Source organism: Flavobacterium sp. WC2430 (genome assembly GCF_040822075.1).
In the GTDB taxonomy this organism is placed as follows: Bacteria; Bacteroidota; Bacteroidia; order Flavobacteriales; family Flavobacteriaceae; genus Flavobacterium.
Genome location: NZ_CP162007.1, coordinates 297,220 through 313,376, shown reverse-complemented (window position 1 = coordinate 313,376; position 16,157 = coordinate 297,220). Strand labels below are relative to the sequence as shown.

Sequence of the window (16,157 nt, the reverse complement as noted above, 5' to 3'; positions counted from 1 at the left end):
AAGTAATTAATTATTGTTTTAGTTTAATTTGTTCTTCTCTTGATTTTTTTATGGAATCCCTCACTTGGAGTATTCGTATTCTTCTGTCCTCTACTGCTTTTTTACGGTCTTCAATTACTTTTTTACGTTCTTCTAATTTTTGAGCGTTAGCGTCGATTTGTTTTTGTTTAGCTTCTTCGGCTTTTGTCTTAGCACTTTCTTTTTCAGAATCGTTATTTACCGAAGTAGTAGCTTTTGTTTTTGTAGAGGCAGAAACCGTGCCATTTTTTTTAGCTTCTCTGTCAGCTATTATTTTTTGTCTTCTTTCTTCAAAATCTTTTTTCTTTTGTTCTTGGGCAAGTTTTCTTTCTTCAATAATTTTATCCCTTGCTATTTTCTTTTCTTCTAATGCTTTCTGTCTTTCGGCTAATACTGGATTTTCATCAGCAGCATCTTCTTTATTGTCTTTAGCTTCTTCAGCAGCAAGTTGCTTTTTTGTTAGTTGCTCTCTTTTTTCAGATCGGTTTATTACTCGCAACACTTGGTCGCTTATGTCAAACCTTTTTGCAGCAAAAAGCATAGTTAAATCTGAAGATTTGTCAAAAATAAAATCATATTTTTTTACTTCTGCAATATCTTGTACTGCGGTAAAAACTTGATCTTGGATTGGCTTTGTTAATACGGATTTTTGAATCATCAAATCTCCATTAGGACCAAATCTTTTTTGTTGGTAATCTAACATTTCTGTTTCAAGAAACTTAATTTCTGTTTCTCTTTCTCCTATTAATTCTTTTGTTAATAAAGCTTTTTCAGCACTTAATGCATCCTTTATTTTACTTATTTCAATTTTTTTGGCCTCAATTTCTTGCTTCCATTTTTGTGCTTTTTGTTCTAATTGTACAGTAGCTTCTGTGTAATTGGGTACATTCTGTAAAATGTATTCCATATCAATGTAGCCAACTTTTGTTCCTCTGGTTTGCGAATGAATCGTATGAACTACAGTCATCGCTAAAAATAAAAATAAAAATTGTTTTCTCATAGCTTCATGGTATTAGAAAATCATATGCCAATCTATTAAAATTGTTGTCCAATAATGAAATGGGTTTCCCATCCATTAGCTTTTGTCTGTCCAGGTAACGCGTCAAAACCATTACCGAAATCAATACCCAATAAACCAAATGCAGGCATGAATACACGTAACCCAACTCCCGCTGATCTGTTTAAAGCAAAAGGATTGTAGCTCTTGAAATCAGCATAGGATGAACCTGCTTCTAAAAAGGCTAATGCATATATAGAAGCTGATGATTTTAAAGTTATTGGATAACGTAGTTCCATAGAGAATTTATTGTACACTGTTGCACCAATTTGTTCTCCAGCACTATTTATAGGAGTCAATGAGTTATTAGGATATCCTCTCAACTGTATTGTCTCTCTACCATCCATTGAATAGTTGGCTAATCCATCACCTCCAACATAGAATCTTTCAAAAGGAATTACACCTCTATCTTGATTGTATGCACCTAGGAATCCAAACTCAGTCAATGTTCGTAATACTAATTTACCATAAACTTTGGTATACCAGTCTGCTTTGAACTTTATTTTGTAATATTCTAACCAATTAAATTTCTTTTGATCCACTAATGCTGGGTCTGCGGCAGCATCTTTATAATTGAATACTTTGTTTCCCGCAGCATCGATATAGTCACCAATATTAACAGTATTTCCATTAGCATCGACTTGATTAGATCTGTCAGTAGTGTTTTTTAATTTATATTCTTCTTTATCTCCTAAAGTGGCATAGTCTATACCATTAAGTAAAGAATAAGGAAGTGAAAATTTTCCTGTTAAGCTAAATTCTGAACCATAAGTTGGGAAAATAGGGTTAACTCCTTTATTACTTCTGGATATACCAACTGTATATGCTAAGTTTCTCGAAGCTCCATTTCCAAATGTAAATAATCCAGTGTTGTAATTATGTAAATCATAATGTTGGTAACTTAATGATTGTGATAATACAAAATAATCATCTGGTACGGTTAATCTTTTTGCCAATCCTACTGATAATGTTAAAATATTAAAACTTTTACTTTTATCAACTCTTTGAGTAATGTAATTGTTTAAAAATTGCTTACTGTATGAGATAGATGAGCTAAACTGTACTGGTTTCTTTTGTCCAAACCATGGTTCAGAAAAGGATACGCTATAGGTTTGAAAATAAGTACTTCCTTGTAATCGTAAGGATACTTTTTGACCATCACCCATTGGTAAAGGTTTGTAAGCATCTTTGTTAAGCATATTTCTTGCTGAAAAGTTATTAAAGGACAAACCTAATGTACCTATGAATCCACCTCCACCGTAACCTCCTTGAAGTTCAATTTGGCTAGATCCTTTTTCAACTAGATTGTATTCAATATCTACTGTACCTGCTGCTGCATCTACATTTTTAAATTTTGGATCAATAGCTTCTGGATCAAAAAATCCTAATTGACCAATTTCACGAATTGTTCTTACTAATAGTTCTTTACTGTATTTTTCTCCTGGTTTCGTTCTGAGTTCTCTATAAATTACACGGTCATTCGTTTTGTCATTTCCTACCACTGTTATGTGATTAAAATAAGCCAAAGGTCCTTCAGTAACTCTAATTTCAAAGTCAATCGTGTCATTTGCCGTTTTTACTTCAACTGCATTTATATTCGAAAACAAATATCCATTATTTTGATATAAATTGGTAATATCTTCACCATCAGGCTTTGATTTATCAGCGATTCTTTTTTCAAGAAGTACACCGTTATAGGTTTCTCCTTTTTTCACGCCTAGATATCTTCCTAAATACTGATCTGAATAAACTGTATTTCCTAAAAACTTAATATTTCCAAAGTAATATTTATTTCCTTCTTCTACATTTATTTTAATAGATAAGGCATTTTTATCTTTATCAAATGCAACAGTGTCTGATAGGATTCTTGCGTCTCTATATCCTTTTTCTTTGTAAGCTGCTATAACCTTTTCTAAATCGGCTTTATATTTTTCTTTTATGAACTTTGAAGCTTTTAATATGCGTATTGGATTTTTTTGTTTTGTATCTTTCATTGCTTTGCGTAAAGCCTTGTCTGATATTTTTTCATTACCAATGAAGTCAATTTTACTAATTTTAACTTTATCACCTTTGTCGATGTTAACAACCATATTAACTTGGTTAATGGTAGTTGTATCTTTAATTGTATTAATGTTTACTTTGGTATTAAAGTAACCATCTTTTTTGTATTTATTCTCGATGTAGTTTCTAGTAGTTGTTATTAAATTTTCATTAACAACTTTACTTTTTGTTAGTCCGTTATCTTTAATTAAAGCCTCCGTTTTGTTTTTCTTGATACCAACAAACTTAACTTCTCCTAATTTTGGTAATTCTTTAATGTCTAAATCTAGATAAATACTATCATTTTCAACTCTATTGATATAGAATGAAATTTCGTCAAATAGACCCAGTTTTCCTAATTTTTTTATAGCTGCGCTTATTTCTTCTCCAGGAATAGTGATTTCTTGTCCTTTTTGAAGTCCGGCAAATGTTACAACAGTTTGTTTGTTGAAGCTAATGTTATTTGTAACAGCTACGTCTGCTAAAATGTATTTTTTACCTTGATCAAAGGGAACTCTGTCTTGCGCTTTAATTTGTGAAAAACTTCCCAATAATAGTAGGGTAAGGACTGCTTTTATACTTTTATTCAACACTAAAAAATTATTTAATTTGTTCACTTGTTTTTCCAAATCTACGTTCTCTTTTTTGATAACTAATAATAGCCTCATATAAATTCTGTTCTTTAAAGTCTGGCCACAATACATCAGTAAAATACAATTCAGCATAGGCTATTTGCCACAACAGAAAATTACTTATCCTATGTTCTCCACTTGTTCTTATTAATAAATCTACATCAGGTAAATTTTGCGTGTAAAGATGCTCATTTATAATTGAATCGTCAATAGAGTCTATTGAAATTATATTATTTTTAACTTTATTACTGATGTTTTTTACTGCATTTACAATTTCCTCTCTTGAACCATAACTCAATGCTAGTGTTAGGGTCATTCGGGTATTGTTTTTGGTTTTTTCAATAACGTCGATGAGCTCTTTTTGAGCTGATGTTGGCATTTTTTCTAAATTGCCAATGGTGTTCAGTTTGATATTATTTTCTTGGAGCGTTGTCAGTTCTTTTTTTAATGATTTGATGAGTATCTTCATTAAAGTGTCTACTTCCAGTTTGGGTCTATTCCAATTTTCTGTAGAAAAGGCATACAAAGTAAGGTTTTGGATCCCTAATTTGGCACAAGTTTTAATAATGATTTTAACGGATTTGGTTCCACTTTCATGACCAAAAGCGCGTAATAACCCCTGTTGCTTAGCCCAACGCCCATTACCGTCCATAATAATGGCCAAGTGCTCTGGTAATTTATTTTTATCTATACTGTCTAGTAAATCCATTTTTTTTAGTCTGCACAATAACAAGGTTTGTTTCCAAAAGTATACGTTAAAGTAATACCTGAAAAAACATACCAATCATTATTATTTATATTTCCAAATTGTAATGTTTTCAAACTTTCATTCTTTGGATTGCTCCCATCAAGATTGTCCGTAAGTGTGTAACGTGCTCCTACTTCTAACGCTAATATTAAACGCGGAGTAATATTTGATTTTACTCCTAGAACCATAGGTATAGCAAATGTATTCTCTGCTTGATCTTTTCTTGTTTCTCCTGATATAATGTACAACTCGTCATACCTAAAATAACTAATTCCTGAATATACATAAGGAGTAGTTTTTCTATCTAATTCATGCAGGTTAAAATCAAAAAAATTGAATTCAAGGCCTAAAGATACTTCTTTTATATTGTTTTCAAAACGATAGCCTCTTTGGCTTCTGCCTGGTTCTTTTGAATCAAGGTCATTTGAGGTTATTTTTGATTGTGTATAAGAGAAACGATAGGCGTGTCTTGGACTTTTATTCCACTTATAAAGTAGTCCAAAAGCAGGCTGATGTGGAGCTATATAAGTAGTGGGGCCAACGTCTCCAATATAGTTGCTTCCACCTAGAAAAACTCCAACTTCATGTATCTGAGAGTGCATGGCTATACTCAAGAATAAGCATATAAATAAGCTGAAGATTTTAGTCATTTTAATTTAAAATTGCGTGCAAATATAATAATTATCAATAGGAATCAATATTCATTGTGTTAAATGTCATAATTATTTCATTTATGACCGCCCAATTGATATGAATTGAGGTTGTTAAAGCAAAACGAAAAAAAATGATAAAATCGTATAGCGCAGTAATAAAAAAATTAATTTCTTTTGTCTTCTCCCCAAAGTAGTTTTGTGCGAAGTGTTTTAAGAAACGTTTCGTCGGGGATTTCCACCATGTTTATTTGGAAAGGGGTTTTCTTAATTGTCAATATAGATTCGTTTCCTACAGAAGTAATTCGGGAATCCAGTGAAACTAAATAATTTTCTTCTCGACCGGAAACTTTTAGTTTAATTTCAGTCTCATCAGGAATGACAAGTGGTCTTGCATTAAGATTATGGGGAGCTATTGGGGTAATAACTAAACTTTTTACATCGGGAGTCAGTATAGGGCCACCACAGCTTAAGGAGTAACCTGTAGATCCTGTAGGGGTTGATATAATTAATCCGTCAGCCCAGTATGAGTTTAAAATCTCACCATTTAAAAAGGTGTCAATTGTAATCATGGATGTGGTGTCCTTGCGACTTACCGAAACTTCATTCATTGCAAAGTTAATATCCTGAAGTGCTTCGTTAGGCGGGTCACAGGTTAAACTTAATAAGGTTCGTTTAGAAATAGTATATTTTTTATCAATCACAATTTGTAAAAATTCATGAATGTTTTCTTTTTGAACAGTGGCAAGAAAACCCAATCGACCTGCATTTATTCCTAAGATCGGCACACCAGAATCACGAACTAAAGTGGCTGCTCTCAAAATGGTGCCATCGCCACCAATGCTTACCAACAGATCGAAAGTAGCGTCAAGCTCTGCATGGGAAGAAAAGGTATTGTAATCTTTTTGAATAATTTTTTTTTCATATAACATGTCCAAAAAATTAGCTTCAATGACCAATTCTACGTTGTTTTGATTAAAAAAAACAAAAATATCTCTTATGATTGGTTCTGTACTGTTTTGATAATATTGACCGTAAATGGCTACTTTCATTTCTTTATTTAATCGTTTGTTTGGAATTTTTAATCTAATAATTACCTCAACTATTTTTATATATTAAGGTATTTATCTAAATAGTCTGAGCGCTCTTTCAAGTTGTTTATATAATCATCCTCATGATGCTCAGATGTAATTTCGTAATTGTATCTTCTAAAAGTTTGAATAATCTCGTTGATGGCGCCTAAACTTATTTTCATAGTGACTTCAATGGTGTCGATATCAGCTTCAGAGATGAATAATCCTAAAAGTTTACCATTATTGCTTTCCACAATTTGAGTGATTTGACTCATGGAATAATCAAGAATTCCTTTTTTTACCTTTATAATTCGTCCTTGCTCTTTCAAGAAGGGAGTTTGGTGAAAAAAGCTCATGATGTCATCTATTTCATAATAGCCTACATAGGTATTGTTTTCGTCTAAAACTGGAATCAAATTAGAATGGTTTTTCGCAAAAACTTCTAAAACTTCAAGCCATAAAGAGTCTGTTTTAGTAAAAAAACCTTCTAGAGAATACCTGTAGTCATTTACTTTTTTATCGTTTTCAAAAGTTTCAATGTCTTCAGATGCAATACTTCCTATGTAAATACCTTCTTCAACAACTGGAAAATGAGAAAAGTTTAAATCATCAAAAAAATCTTTAACAGTCGCAATGGTATCTTGACTGTCAAGGGCTTTAAAATCAGTGGTTATGTAGTTTGTAATTTCCATCTTAAATAAATCCTCAATTTTTATGCAAAATAATCAAAAAAAGGCAAAAACTCCTACCTTTTACTTTGTATTTTTGCTTCTATTAAACAGTTATTTATAATCAAAAAGTATTCCAATGACAAAGTTAAGTGTAAATATCAACAAAATAGCTACTTTACGTAATGCTCGTGGTGGAAATGTTCCCGATTTACTTAAGGTAGCAACCGATATTCAAAAATTTGGTGCCCAAGGAATCACGATTCACCCTCGACCAGATGAACGCCACATTCGTTATCAAGATGCACGTGATTTAAAAGCTATTGTTTACACCGAATATAATATAGAAGGAAATCCATTACATAATTTTATCGATTTGGTTTTAGAGTGTAAGCCGGACCAAGTCACTTTGGTTCCTGATGCTATTGGAGCAATTACTTCATCTGCGGGTTGGGACACGATAAAAAACCAATCGTATTTGACCGAAATGATTCAAGAATTTCAACGCAACGGAATCAGGACCTCCATCTTTGTAGATCCAGTTTTGGATATTATTGAAGGGGCAAAAAAAACTGGAACGGATAGAATAGAATTATATACCGAAGCTTTTGCGCACCAATATAGTTTGGGGAATCAAAACGGAATTGATCCGTATGTAAAATCTTCAGTTTTAGCAAATGAGTTGGGTTTAGGAATTAACGCAGGCCACGATTTAAGTCTGGATAATATCCAGTTTTTCAAACAAAATATTCCGGGCTTATTAGAAGTTTCCATTGGGCATGCACTAATTTCGGAGGCTTTATATTTAGGACTAGAGAATGTGGTTAATATGTATTTACAAAAATTAAAATAAAATAATTGGGGCGTGACCCGCCAAAAAAGGCGGGTCGGGCTATACGCTACAATCTTTTTATTATTCCGCTATCGCTCCATATAAAAAAGGATTTCCGCTACTATCCCTCACGCAAACCCAAAATAAAAAGAACAAACAAATGCTGTATTCAAAAATAGAAGGTGAAGGAAAGCCACTTTTAATTCTTCACGGATTTTTAGGAATGTCTGACAATTGGAAAACACTTGGAACACAATTTGCTTCAGATGGTTTTCAAGTTCATATGTTAGATCTTCGCAACCATGGACGAAGTTTACAATCAGAGGAATTTAGTTATGAATTTATGGTGCAGGATGTTGTTGAATATTGTCAAGGCCAAAATTTAAATTCTATAGATATAATAGGACATTCTATGGGTGGTAAAGTTGCAATGCTGTTGGCAACTAGTTATCCGGAATTGGTTAATAAATTAATCGTAGCCGATATTGGACCTAAATTTTATCCGCAACACCACCAAACTATTTTAGCAGGATTGAATGCAGTAGACTTTGCTAACAAACCAAGCCGTTCAGATGTTGAAGCAACGCTATCAGAATATATAACGGATTTTGGTACAAGACAATTTTTACTAAAGAGTTTGTATTGGCAAGAGCCAGGACAACTCGCTTTTCGATTTAATCTATCCGTTTTTAATGAAAAAATGGAGGAGATAGGAGTCGCACTTCCAGAAAATGCAATTTTTAATAAACCTTCACTTTTTATCCGTGGTGGAAACTCTAATTATATTTTGGACAGTGATTTTGGAGCGATAAAAAAACATTTTCCGAATTTAAAAATTGAAACAATCCCTAATGCAGGTCATTGGCTTCATGCCGAAAATCCAAAAATGTTTCATGAATTGGTAATTTCTTTTTTAGAAATAAATTGATTCATTTAAAAATTTAGTACTTTTAATTAAAATAAAAAACATGAAATTACTTTTTAGAATTCTTATAACATCTGTTTTAGTACTTTTACTTTCGCATTTTATGACTGGTGTTCATGTCGCAGGTTTTACTACTGCATTAATTGTAGCGGTAGTTCTTGGATTGCTAAATATTTTTGTAAAGCCTATCTTGGTCATTTTGACATTGCCTATTACCTTTATAACTTTAGGTTTGTTCTTATTAGTAATTAATGCGTTAATCATTTTATTATGTGATAATATAGTAGGTGGATTTAGTGTTGATTCCTTTTTTACAGCCTTGTTATTTAGTATTATACTTTCTGTTTCTCAGTCACTTATGTATTCGATATTAGGGGAAACTAAATAAAACAGTAAGAAAAAAGTGAATTAGTAAAGTTGTTTTAACAATTATTTAGTGGTTATCTAAATATAGATTTACTAATTTTGTTCCTTATTACAATAAAAATGAAAAAAATCCACATCATACTAATCGTTTTGCTTGGCGTCTTCTTGATGCCAACTTCAACTTTTGCATGTGGTAATCATTCAGAAAAAAGTTCTTGTTCTAAAGAAATGTCTTCAAAAACAGGAATGAAAGATTGTTGCAGTTCTGATTCTCATTCAAAAAGCAAAAATCACAATGGTTGTAATGGAAAATGTGGACATGCTATGTGTAGCGTTTCATCATTTAATATAGGGGTAGTTTCTTCTATTCCATTAGAGGTTCAAGACAATGTCTTTAATTTTTCTACCAAAAAACAAAAATTTTACCAATCCGCATCTTTTACTTCTGCGGGCTATTCTTCTATCTGGCTTATTCCTAAAATAGGCTAAATTCTTTTTTTGACAGCCAATCGTGTGTCAAATTCAAAGCTCATAATGCTTTAATCAATTATTTATGGTCATTACAATTGGACAAATTATAGTTTAATTACTATCGTTTGGATATTGATTTGCCCTATTCAACTTCAAATTATTTATACAATGAAATCACTAAACAAATCAGTGATGGCAATAACATTATTGCTATCGGTCGCATTTACTAATGCGCAAATTAAAAATGCCAAAACCGAAACGGTAAAGATTTTTGGTAACTGTGGAATGTGCGAAACTACCATAGAAAAAGCAGGCAGTCTTAATAAACTAGCCAGTGTAGACTGGGATAAAGACACCAAAATGGCCGCGATTACCTATGACAGCGCTAAAACCAATCCAGATGAAATTCTAAAACGAATTGCATTGGCAGGTTATGATAGTGAAAAATTCCTTGCACCAACGGATGCATTCAATACACTTCCAGGATGTTGTCAATATGAAAGAGAGGCTAAAGTTGCTGAAAAAATGGAAATGTCTTCAATGAATACAATGGTTGGGCATGATAATCATTCGGATGTCAGTGTTACGACAAAAGAACAAGTGAATCAGTTAAAGTTAGTTTTTGATGATTATTTTTTACTAAAAGATGCCTTAGTTAAAACAGATGCTTCAGTGGCTTCAATGAAAGCAAAAGAATTATTGACAGCTATTGCTACCGTAAAAATGGAAGATTTAAAAATGGAAGAGCACATGGCTTGGATGAAGGTTTATAAAGAGCTGGGTTCAGATGTTAAAAGTATTTCTGAAACACAAGATATTAAAATTCAGAGAGATTTTTTTAAATCGGTTTCAAAAAACATGTATGAGTTGATGAAAGTATCAAAAACAGACACACCAACATATTATCAATATTGTCCGATGGTAAAAGCAAATTGGTTAAGCAAAGAAAACGAAGTTAAAAATCCATATTACGGTTCAAAAATGATGAGTTGTGGTAAAACAGTTGAAACTATTAAATAATTTAAAAACAAAAAAATGAAAAACGTATTCAAATTAAGCATCATCCTTTTAGTATTGGCTTTTGCTTCATGTAAGGACAATAAAACAGAAACTAAAAGTGAAGTAAATTCAGAGAAGACTGCAGATAATCAATTGTATTCCTGCCCGATGCATCCAAAAGTGACAGGAGCCAAAGGCGAGGCTTGTTCTGTTTGCGGAATGTCATTGTCAGAGCCAGTTGTTGAAGCTAAACCAGTTATTGAAGCGGTGAAAGAGGTGGAAATTATTAAAAGTAAATCTTCATTTTCAATTGACCCTATTTTAGATAATTATTTGAAATTAAAAAATGCATTGACAAAAGACGACTCTAAAGGGGCAGCCGAAGCGGGAAAGGAATTGTACACTACTTTAAAAAATTCGAACTCGGATAAAATTGAAGCTAATATTAAAAAAACCTATGCAGATATTACTGATGATGCCAAAGAACATGCCGAACATATTGGTGATAATGCAGGTAAAATTGACCACCAAAGAGAGCATTTTGCCATGTTAAGCAAGGATGTAAATGATTTGATTAAAATCTTTGGAACAGATAAAAAAATATATAAAGATTATTGCCCAATGTATGATCAAGGGAAAAGTGGCTATTGGATTAGTGAGGTTAAGGATATTAAGAATCCCTATTATGGATCCGAAATGCTAACCTGTGGTGGAATTACTAAAGAATGGTAAAATGAAGAAAGTTTTCAAAAAAATAGTCGCAATTGCATTTATTGCTTTTTTGTTGATGCAATTGTATCAACCTGTTCGTACGATTGATTATGGACCGGTTCCAGCTTTGGATTTTATGAATGCTTATGCAGTTCCAACAAAAGTGGAAACTATTTTGAAAACTTCTTGTTATGACTGCCACAGCAATACTACAAATTACCCTTGGTATTCAAATATTCAGCCTGCAAGAATGTTGATGGATAGTCATATAAAAGAAGGCAAGGAAAATTTGAATTTTAGTGAGTGGGGGAATTATTCTCTTAGAAAACAAGGAAACAAATTAAATGAAATTAGTAAACAAATAAAGAAGGGTGAAATGCCTTTGACGTCTTACACACTAATTCATAGAAACGCAATCCTTACTTCAGTTCAAAAAGAAGAAGTAGTTCAATGGATTGATAAAATGAAAGATAGCCTTTCATCAAAAAAATAAGTTGTTATGGTCGAAAAATTAATTTCTTTTTCATTAAAAAACCGATTAGCTGTCTTACTGGTTTCGGCCTGTTTGTTTGGTTGGGGGATTTATAGTGTGCAACAAAATCCTATTGATGCAATTCCGGATTTATCCGAGAATCAAGTGATTGTTTTTACGGAATGGATGGGTCGAAGCCCACAAGTTATAGAAGATCAAGTAACGTATCCTTTGGTTTCTAATTTACAAGGGATTCCAAAAATCAAAAATATCCGTGCTTCCTCCATGTTTGGGATGAGTTTTGTGTATATCATTTTTGAAGATGATGTAGATCCTTATTGGGCTAGAACCCGTGTATTGGAACGTTTGAATTATGCGCAACGGCTATTGCCCGAAAGTGTAGTTCCCACGCTAGGACCTGATGGAACAGGGGTTGGTCATGTTTTTTGGTATCACTTAGAAACTAAAGGAATGGATTTAGGTGAACAGCGCGCTTTGCAAGATTGGTATGTAAAGTTTGCCTTGCAAACGGTTCCCGGAGTGGCGGAAGTCGCTTCTTTTGGTGGGTTCGAAAAACAATACCAATTGGTTTTAGATCCACTCAAAATGCAATACTACAATGTTAGTATGATGGAAGTGATGAAAGCGGTCAAAAGCAGCAACAATGATGTGGGTGGCAGAAAATTTGAAATGAGTGACCGATCGTATGTAGTAAGAGGATTGGGATATATCAAAAACATAAAGGATGTGGAGGAAATTGCCATTAAAAACTACAATTCGGTTCCTGTAAAAGTCAGTGATATTGGATCGGTACAAATGGGTGGCGATTTGCGTTTGGGAATTTTTGATGCTAATGGTGAAGGGGAAGTGGTAGGCGGAATTGTAGTGATGCGTTACGGTGAAAATGCCGATAAAGTAATTCAAGCAGTAAAAGCCAAAATGAAACAAGTCGAAAAAGGCTTGCCAGAAGGGGTGACTTTCAAGACGTCGTATGACCGAAGTGAATTGATAGAAAAAGCAATCGAGTCTGTTAAAGGAACTTTGATAGAAGAAATGATTGCAGTGTCGATTATTGTTTTATTATTTCTTTTTCATTGGCGAAGCGCGCTTATAATTCTGATACAATTGCCTATATCCGTGGCGATAGGATTTATCTTTCTTCAAGCCTTTGGGATTTCATCTAATATTATGTCGCTTACAGGTATTGCCTTAGCAATTGGTGTTGTGGTTGATGATGGGATTGTAATGGTGGAGAATGCCTATCGAAGTATCTCTGAGAGACAGGAAGAACTGGACAATAAACATTAACCAACAGCGATGAAAAAAATATTTAAAAATATATTCAAAAAAGAACATGATCCAGTGTCTTCTGAAGAAAAAATGAAGCTGATTGAAGACTCCTCAAAATTAGTAGGGCCGGGTGTTTTTTATTCTACATTAATCGTGATTGCTTCTTTTTTACCCGTTTTTCTATTAACAGGAATGGAAGGGAAATTGTTTAGCCCGTTAGCGTGGACGAAATCATTTATTCTAATTGTGGATGCTTTTTTAGCTATCACATTAACGCCGGTTTTAATCAGCTATTTGTTAAAAGGAAAATTGCGTCCCGAGAATAAAAACCCAATTAATAGAAAATTGGAAAGTATATATACGCCTATTTTAACTTTTTGTTTGAAATGGAGAAAATCAGTATTGGCAGTAAACATCGTCGCTTTATTAATTGGGGGATTGATGTTTACTCGATTGGGGTCTGAATTTATGCCACCATTGGATGAAGGTTCAATCTTATTTATGCCAGTAACTTTACCTGATGTTTCGAATGCAGAGATTAAGCGAATTTTGCAGGTTCAGGATAAATTGATAAAATCAATTCCAGAAGTAACCCATGTTTTGGGAAAAGCAGGAAGAGCTAATACAGCAACGGACAATAGTCCGATAAGTATGATTGAAACCATCGTTTTACTAAAACCTCATAATGAATGGAGAGAAGGGAAAACTAAAAGTGATATTATAACTGAAATCAACAATAAGCTCCAAATTCCAGGTGTGACTAATGGATTTACTCAGCCCATTATCAACCGGATCAATATGCTGTCTACAGGAATTAGAACCGATGTAGGAATTAAAATTTACGGGGAAAATCTGGATACGATTGATGCATTGGCACAAAAAATAAAAAAATCCTTAGAAGGCACAGCAGGAGTAAAAGACTTGTTTGCGGAACCTATTACAGGAGGGAAATACATTGATATTGTTGCTAAACGAGAAGTTATAGGTCGTTATGGTCTTAGTGTTGATGATGTAAATAGTGTGGTAGAAGCAGCGATTGGCGGAATGACATTAACGACTACAATTGAAGGACGACAACGTTTTTCTGTCAATGCACGCTATGCACAAGAATACAGAAATAGCCTAGAAGCCTTGAAAAAATTACAGGTGCAAACAATGGAATACGGACCAATACCATTAGAAACTGTTGCTGATATTAAAATCAGCGATGGACCGCCCATGATTAATAGTGAGAACGCCATGCTCCGTGGAAGCGTTTTATTTAATGTTAGAGATCGGGATTTAGGGAGCACTGTAAAAGAAGCGCAGGACAAACTTAATGCGATGATGACCAAAATGCCAAAAGGATATTACGTGGAATGGAGTGGACAGTGGGAAAACCAAATTCGGGCCAACAAAACATTAAGCTTGATTATGCCTCTTGTTGTCATTATAATATTCCTGATTTTATATTTTACGTATGGCTCCATGAAAGAAGCCTTCGTGACCATAATTACAGTTCCTTTTGCTTTGATTGGTGGAATTTTTATGGTTTATTTTTATGGGATTAACTTATCTGTGGCTGTGGCTGTCGGGTTTATTGCTTTATTTGGTTTAGCCATTGAAACAGCCATGTTGATTACCATTTATTTAAATGAAGCCATGATTAAAATGGTCGAAAAACATGGGAATAGTAGTGAAACCATTACAGAAGATATTTTGCGAGATTATATTATTTATGGTTCGGCCAAAAGGTTGCGCCCTAAATTAATGACGGTTTCTGTGGCTTTGTTTGGATTAATCCCCATTCTATGGTCAACAGGAACTGGAGCGGATGTAATGATTCCAATTACAGTACCACTTATTGGAGGGACAATTACTTCCACTATTTATGTATTATTAGTAACGCCAGTTGTTTTTGAAATGACAAAACTTCGTGAATTAAGAACAAAAGGTAAAATAGAAATCATCAATGCGAAACATTAAAAAGTATATCATAATAAGTGGTCTGATGTTCGGATTTGCAAATGTAAATGCGCAATCACTTTCATTAGATGAAGTTTTGGGGATCATCAAGACCAATAATCCACAGCTGAAAATGTATGATGCTGACATTCAAAGTATGGATGCTGCTGCCAAAGGAGCCAAAAGCTGGATGGCACCGCAAATAAATACCGGTTTGTTTATGACACCTTACAATGTTAAAATGTGGAAGGCAGACGAAATGAATCCAGGAATGGGAGCGTATATGATTGGTTTTTCTCAAATGATTCCAAATGCTTCACGACAAAAAGCCGATTTGAATTACATGAATGCCATGTCATCTGTCGAAGTCGAAAATAAAAATTATACGATCAATCAATTGAATGCTTTGGCCAAAACCAATTATTATCAATGGATAGTTTTGGATAAAAAAATAAAAATAGCCAATGACAATTTGTTGCTTATGGAGTACATGATAAAAAGCATGGAAATTCGCTACCAGTACAACATGGATAAATTATCAACGTACTACAAAGCCAAATCAAAATACAATGAATTGCAAAGTATGCTTGTCATGTTGCAAAATGAAATCACTCAAAAAAGGATTATGTTGAATACGTTGATGGCAAGAGATAAAAAACTGTTGTTTGAAATTGATCCCAATTATACTTTAAAAGAGTTTGATTTATTACAAACAGATACAATGGCACTTTCTCAAAACCGAAGCGATGTGAAGGCAATTGAGAAAACAATGGAATTAAATCAGTTAAAAATTGCCACCGAAAAATCAAAGTTATTACCCGAGTTTGGAGTAAAATATGATCATATGTTTGCTTTTGGGAAGAACCCACAACAGTTTAATTTGATGGCAATGGTCACTATTCCGATGCCATGGTCTACTAAAATGAACAAGGCCACAATCAATAGTATTCAAATAAAAAATGAGAGCTTGGAATGGCAAAAGCAAATGATTTTGAACGAAGCAACAGGTATGATTTCAGGAATGCAAACCGAATTGACAAACTTAAAAAAACAATATGAGATCGCCGATAAAAGCATCATTCCAGCTTTGAAAAGGAATTATGATACGGCAGTTTTGGCTTGGCAAAATAATACGGGTGAATTATTTGTGGTGCTAGATGCTTGGGAAGCATTGAACATGGCTCAAATGGATAAGTTAGATAAATTACAAGCAATTTTGAATACTCAAGTAGAAATTGAAAAACAACTGGAAACAAAATAA

Annotated in this window: 14 protein-coding genes and 1 pseudogene; 9 read left to right on the top strand and 6 right to left on the bottom strand. The window is 33.4% G+C overall.

All coding sequences use genetic code 11. The annotated features are described in order from the left end of the window. Positions 1-10 precede the first annotated feature (10 nt). From AB3G36_RS01480 to AB3G36_RS01455, 6 genes are all read right to left on the bottom strand, one after another. Positions 11-1,018 (bottom strand): OmpH family outer membrane protein, encoded by a 1,008-nt coding sequence (locus AB3G36_RS01480; protein WP_367755300.1) that lies wholly within the window; start codon positions 1,016-1,018, stop codon positions 11-13. 35 nt (positions 1,019-1,053) lie between these two features. Then, positions 1,054-3,783 (bottom strand): outer membrane protein assembly factor, encoded by a 2,730-nt coding sequence (locus tag AB3G36_RS01475; RefSeq protein WP_367755298.1) that lies wholly within the window; start codon positions 3,781-3,783, stop codon positions 1,054-1,056. Further along, positions 3,716-4,456, bottom strand: a complete 741-nt coding sequence (locus tag AB3G36_RS01470) for an isoprenyl transferase (protein WP_367755296.1) — start codon at positions 4,454-4,456, stop codon at positions 3,716-3,718. The genes AB3G36_RS01475 and AB3G36_RS01470 overlap by 68 nt, the downstream gene beginning before the upstream one ends. A 5-nt stretch (positions 4,457-4,461) precedes the next feature. Continuing rightward, positions 4,462-5,145 carry a DUF6089 family protein gene (locus AB3G36_RS01465; protein WP_367755295.1) on the bottom strand — a complete coding sequence of 228 codons (684 nt, stop codon included), beginning with the start codon at positions 5,143-5,145 and terminating at the stop codon, positions 4,462-4,464. Positions 5,146-5,312: 167 nt separating this feature from the next. After that, positions 5,313-6,197, bottom strand: coding sequence for an NAD kinase (locus AB3G36_RS01460; RefSeq protein ID WP_367755293.1), 885 nt, complete (start codon positions 6,195-6,197; stop codon positions 5,313-5,315). 56 nt (positions 6,198-6,253) lie between these two features. Continuing rightward, entirely contained in the window at positions 6,254-6,910 is a 657-nt protein-coding gene (locus AB3G36_RS01455; protein ID WP_367755291.1) for a CBS domain-containing protein, read from the bottom strand. 115 nt (positions 6,911-7,025) lie between these two features. Between AB3G36_RS01455 and AB3G36_RS01450 the strand changes: the two genes are divergently transcribed. The 9 genes and pseudogenes from AB3G36_RS01450 (at position 7,026) to AB3G36_RS01410 (ending at position 16,157) form a co-directional block, all read left to right on the top strand. Further along, on the top strand, positions 7,026-7,739 hold the full coding sequence (locus AB3G36_RS01450) for a pyridoxine 5'-phosphate synthase (protein ID WP_367755289.1): 714 nt from the start codon (positions 7,026-7,028) through the stop codon (positions 7,737-7,739). A gap of 139 nt (positions 7,740-7,878) precedes the next feature. Beyond that, a complete protein-coding gene (locus tag AB3G36_RS01445) occupies positions 7,879-8,646 on the top strand; it encodes an alpha/beta fold hydrolase (RefSeq protein WP_367755287.1) in 768 nt (255 codons plus the stop codon). Positions 8,647-8,686: 40 nt separating this feature from the next. Then, positions 8,687-9,031: a phage holin family protein gene (locus tag AB3G36_RS01440; protein WP_367755285.1), complete on the top strand. Its 345-nt coding sequence runs from the start codon at positions 8,687-8,689 to the stop codon at positions 9,029-9,031. Positions 9,032-9,129: 98 nt separating this feature from the next. Next, complete coding sequence (locus AB3G36_RS01435) at positions 9,130-9,498, top strand: hypothetical protein (protein WP_367755283.1); 369 nt, start codon at positions 9,130-9,132, stop codon at positions 9,496-9,498. A gap of 150 nt (positions 9,499-9,648) precedes the next feature. After that, positions 9,649-10,500: a DUF3347 domain-containing protein gene (locus AB3G36_RS01430; RefSeq protein ID WP_367755281.1), complete on the top strand. Its 852-nt coding sequence runs from the start codon at positions 9,649-9,651 to the stop codon at positions 10,498-10,500. Positions 10,501-10,515: 15 nt separating this feature from the next. Then, positions 10,516-11,211 carry a DUF3347 domain-containing protein gene (locus AB3G36_RS01425; RefSeq protein WP_367755279.1) on the top strand — a complete coding sequence of 232 codons (696 nt, stop codon included), beginning with the start codon at positions 10,516-10,518 and terminating at the stop codon, positions 11,209-11,211. Between the two features lies 1 nt (position 11,212). Then, positions 11,213-11,683 (top strand): heme-binding domain-containing protein, encoded by a 471-nt coding sequence (locus AB3G36_RS01420; RefSeq protein WP_367755277.1) that lies wholly within the window; start codon positions 11,213-11,215, stop codon positions 11,681-11,683. A 6-nt stretch (positions 11,684-11,689) separates the two neighbouring features. Further along, positions 11,690-14,917 (top strand): annotated as a pseudogene (locus AB3G36_RS01415) (efflux RND transporter permease subunit). 25 nt (positions 14,918-14,942) lie between these two features. Then, complete coding sequence (locus tag AB3G36_RS01410; RefSeq protein WP_367755275.1) at positions 14,943-16,157, top strand: TolC family protein; 1,215 nt, start codon at positions 14,943-14,945, stop codon at positions 16,155-16,157.